Origin of the sequence: Inquilinus limosus MP06 (assembly GCF_000767795.1) — a bacterium.
Lineage (GTDB): Bacteria > Pseudomonadota > Alphaproteobacteria > DSM-16000 > Inquilinaceae > Inquilinus > Inquilinus limosus_E.
Genome location: NZ_JANX01000591.1, coordinates 1 through 3,806, shown reverse-complemented (window position 1 = coordinate 3,806; position 3,806 = coordinate 1). Strand labels below are relative to the sequence as shown.

The window sequence follows — 3,806 nt, the reverse complement described above, 5'->3', positions numbered from 1 at the left end:
GCGCCTGCAGCAGCGGCGAGACGCCGAAGACGGTGGGGCTCTCCGGCAGGCCGGCCCCGGCCTCGTCGGCGATCCAGAGACTGCGGAACTCCGCCCCGAGCAGCGACCCGACCCGGTGCGGCGTGCCGGTCGGCAGCCACACCGCCTGCTCCGGCGAGATCACGAAGGAGCGGCCCGTCACCGCCACCGTCAGCACCCCGGAGATGGCGTAGACCACCTGGTTCCAGGCGTGCTCGTGCTCCGGAAAGGTGTGGCGCGGCGGGATCGACTGTGCCCGCATCGTCATCGGCCGCGGGGGCGCCGCGTCGGGCGGCGCCGTGATCGTCTCCCAGCTCATGGGCAAGCCTCTCGGAGTTTGTCCGATATTCTATATCGAATGGCAGTCCGTCGAAAGACGGCCAAGCGAACGGACGATACTCTCGGCGTCGGACGGCACCGGTCGGCTGCCATCCCCACAACTGCCGAGGAACCCTGTGTCACACGCCAATGCCGGCATCGCCGCCAGGCCTGCAGCCGCCGGCCTCTATGACTACGAGCGCGGCAACGTCGTCAGGCTGGCCGTCGCGCAGGCGCTGGCCGGAGCGAATTCGACGGTCGTCTACGCGACAGGCGCCATCCTCGGCGAGATGCTCGCCCCCAGCAAGGCGCTGGCGACCCTGCCGATCTCGATCTTCGTCGTCGGGATGGCCGCCTGCACCCTGCCGGCCGGCCGCGTCGCCCAGCGCCACGGCCGCCGTGCCGCCTTCCTGGCGGGCACGGTGTGCGGCGTGCTGGTCGGCCTGCTGGCGGCCCTGGCGGTCGTGCTCGGCTCCTTCTGGCTGTTCTGCCTGGCGACCTTCTTCGGCGGGGCCTATGCCGCCGTGGTGCTGTCCTTCCGCTTCGCCGCAGCCGACTGCGCCCGGCCGGAGCGGCGCCCGCGGGCGCTGTCCGCCGTCATGGCCGGCGGGGTGGCCGCCGGGGTCATCGGCCCGCAACTCGTCACCTACACCATGAATCTGTGGCCGCCGCATATGTTCGCCGCCACCTTCCTGGCGCAGGCCGCGGTGGCCGTTCTGTCCGCCTTCATCCTGCTCGGGGTCCGGCTGCCCGCGCCGGCCGCGGCAGCCGAGACGGGCGGCGGCCGCCCGCTCGGCGTCATCGCGCGCCAGCCGCGCTTCATCATCGCGGTGGTCTGCGGGGTCGTCTCCTACCTGCTGATGAACTTCCTGATGACGGCGGCGCCGCTGGCCATGCACATCTGCGGCCTGCCGCAGGAGGCATCCAATCTCGGCCTGCAGTGGCATGTGATCGCGATGTACGCGCCCAGCTTCTTCACCGGGCGGCTGATCACCCGCTTCGGCGCGCCGCGCGTGGTGGCGGCCGGGCTGGTCCTGACCGCCGCCTCCGCCGCGGTCGGCCTGACGGGGGTGGACGTCGCCCATTTCTGGGTGACGCTGATCCTGCTCGGCCTCGGCTGGAACTTCGGCTTCGTCGGCGCTTCGGCCATGGTGCTGGACTGCCACGCGCCGGAGGAGAAGGCGAAGGTGCAGTCGCTCAACGACTTCGTCGTCTTCGGGACCATGGCCTTCGGGTCGTTCCTGTCCGGCGGCCTGCTGACCTCCTATGGCTGGAACACGGTCCTCTGGCTGTCCTTCGCCCCGCTCGCCCTGGCCGTGGTCGCGGTGGCGGCCGCCCTTCGGACCGGCCCCTCGCCCCGCCGCATCGCCGGGTAGGGAAGGCCGGCCGGGCGATTCATTTGTCCGGCATTGACGGACGCACGATCCGGGTCCAGTGTCTGTCCACAAAATGGATAGATCGTCCATAATGTGGACAAACTGGAGGAAAGCGTCATGCCAGCCGACGCCGATACCAAGCGGATGCCCTACCAGTATCCGAACCCGCCCGAAGCGCTGCGGGATATCGTCGTGCCCCACGCCGTGCCGCAGGATGAGCGGGTCTGGGTGCCGCAGGCCGAGAATGTCTGGTTCCGGCCACTTTGTCTCAATATCTCAAGCGGTTACTGGATGAACCTTCTGCGGGTTCGCAAGGCCGGCGTGCTCAGCCGCCACCGCCATCCCGGGCCGGTGCACGGCTTCGTCCTCAAGGGCAGCTGGCGCTATCTGGAGCATGACTGGGTCGCCACCGAGGGCAGCTACGTCTTCGAGCCGCCGGGCGAGACCCACACCCTGGTGGTCGACGAGGATGTCGAGGAGATGATCACCTATTTCCAGGTGAACGGCGTCATGTACTACGTTGATCCTTGGGGCAAACACACCGGCTACGAGGACGTGTTCACCAAGCTGGACATGTGCCGCAAGCACTATACCGAGGTGGGGCTGGGCGCCGATTACGTCGATCAGTTCATCCGCTGATCGCGTCGAAAAAAATCCAGATAATCCAAGGTACTGAGGAAAACGTCTCATGTCCTCCGGCAAGCCGCCACGGATCCGCAGGATCCAGTGGATCGCCGTCGCCTTCCTGACGGCGGCCGGCATCGTCAACTATCTCGACCGCAGCACCCTCTCGATCGCCAACCACGACATCGCCGGCGAGCTCGGCCTGTCGGCCACGCAGATGGGGCTGCTGCTCTCCGCCTTCTCCTGGACCTATGCCTTCTCGCAGCTGCCGGTCGGGGCGATGCTCGACCGGTTCGGCGCCCGCATCATGCTCGGCGCCGGCATGTTCTTCTGGTCGCTGGCCCAGTTGGCTGGCGGCTTGGCGCAGTCGCTGGGCCAGCTGGTCGGCACCCGGGCCGTGCTCGGCGTCGGCGAGGCGCCGCAATTCCCGGCCGGCGCCAAGGTGATCAGCGAATGGTTCCCGCTGCGCGAGCGCGGCATGCCGACGGGCATCTTCGTCGCCTCCTCCTGCATCGGGCCCGCCATCGCGCCGCCGATCCTGACCGCCCTGATGCTGGCCTTCGGCTGGCGTCCGATGTTCATCCTGATGGGCGTGCTGGGCATCATCGTCGCCGTCGGCTGGTATCTGATCTACCGCAACCGCGGCGACGTGGCGCTGACCGAGGCCGAGCGGTCCTTCCTCGACGAGGGACGGCCGGCGCAGCCGACGCCGCGGCAGAGCTTCGCCGACTGGGCCGGGCTGTTCGCCAACCTCACCACCTGGGGCATGGTCATCGGCTTCGGCGGCGTGGTCTACATGGTCTGGCTGTACCTGACCTGGCTGCCCGGCTATCTGGAGCATGAGCGCGGCCTCAGCATCGCCCGCACCGGCTGGGTGGTCGCCATCCCCTACATCTTCGGCGCGCTGGGCATGCTGTGCTCCGGCCGGGTGGCGGATTTCCTGCTGGCCCGCGGCGTCGGGGCGATCGCCAGCCGGAAGTGGCCGATGGCCGCGGGGCTGGTCGGCGGCGCGATCTTCACCCTGCCGGCGGCCTACACGCCGAGCCTGACCCTGGCCGTGGTCTACATCTCGCTGGCCATGTTCTTCATCAACTACGCCAGCTCCACCGCCTGGATGCTGGTCAGCGTCGCCGCGCCGTCGCGCCAGGTGGCGTCGCTCGGCAGCATACAGAATTTCGGCGGCTATTTCGCCGGCTCCTTCGCCCCGATCGTCACCGGCTTCGTGGTCGACCGCACCGGCTCCTTCGTCAATGCGCTGCTGATCAGCGCCGCCGTCGCCTGCGTCGGCGCGCTCGCCCTGGTGGTGCTGGTGCGCAAGCCGGTCGCCGACCGGTCCACGGCCCTGCCGGACGGGAGAACCGCATGACCTTCCGGACCGATCTGTTCCAGGGCCGCACGGCCCTGGTCTCCGGCGGCACCCAGGGCATCGGCGCCGCCATCGCGGCCGAGCTGGCGCGGCTGGGCGCGACC

Annotated in this window: 4 protein-coding genes; 3 read left to right on the top strand and 1 reads right to left on the bottom strand. The window is 69.3% G+C overall.

All coding sequences use genetic code 11. The features are described from left to right. Positions 1-337, bottom strand: a 337-nt coding sequence (locus tag P409_RS29025; RefSeq protein WP_034846619.1) for an AraC family ligand binding domain-containing protein, incomplete at its 3' end; no start/stop codon positions are given. Positions 338-473: 136 nt separating this feature from the next. On the opposite strand from P409_RS29025, the gene P409_RS29020 reads away from it, so the two are divergent. The 3 genes from P409_RS29020 to P409_RS29010 all read left to right on the top strand — a co-directional run bounded on the left by P409_RS29020 (position 474) and on the right by P409_RS29010 (position 3,702). Next, positions 474-1,712 (top strand): MFS transporter, encoded by a 1,239-nt coding sequence (locus tag P409_RS29020; RefSeq protein ID WP_034846617.1) that lies wholly within the window; start codon positions 474-476, stop codon positions 1,710-1,712. Positions 1,713-1,829: 117 nt separating this feature from the next. After that, on the top strand, positions 1,830-2,351 hold the full coding sequence (locus tag P409_RS29015) for a 2,4'-dihydroxyacetophenone dioxygenase family protein (RefSeq protein ID WP_034846616.1): 522 nt from the start codon (positions 1,830-1,832) through the stop codon (positions 2,349-2,351). A 49-nt stretch (positions 2,352-2,400) separates the two neighbouring features. After that, positions 2,401-3,702 carry an MFS transporter gene (locus P409_RS29010; protein WP_034846613.1) on the top strand — a complete coding sequence of 434 codons (1,302 nt, stop codon included), beginning with the start codon at positions 2,401-2,403 and terminating at the stop codon, positions 3,700-3,702. The last annotated feature ends 104 nt before the right edge of the window (positions 3,703-3,806 follow it).

Coding starts and splice junctions, on each gene's coding strand:
- P409_RS29015 (WP_034846616.1), top strand. CDS start 1,830: ATGCCAGCCGACGCCGATACCAAGCGGATGCCCTACCAGTATCCGAAC.
- P409_RS29010 (WP_034846613.1), top strand. CDS start 2,401: ATGTCCTCCGGCAAGCCGCCACGGATCCGCAGGATCCAGTGGATCGCC.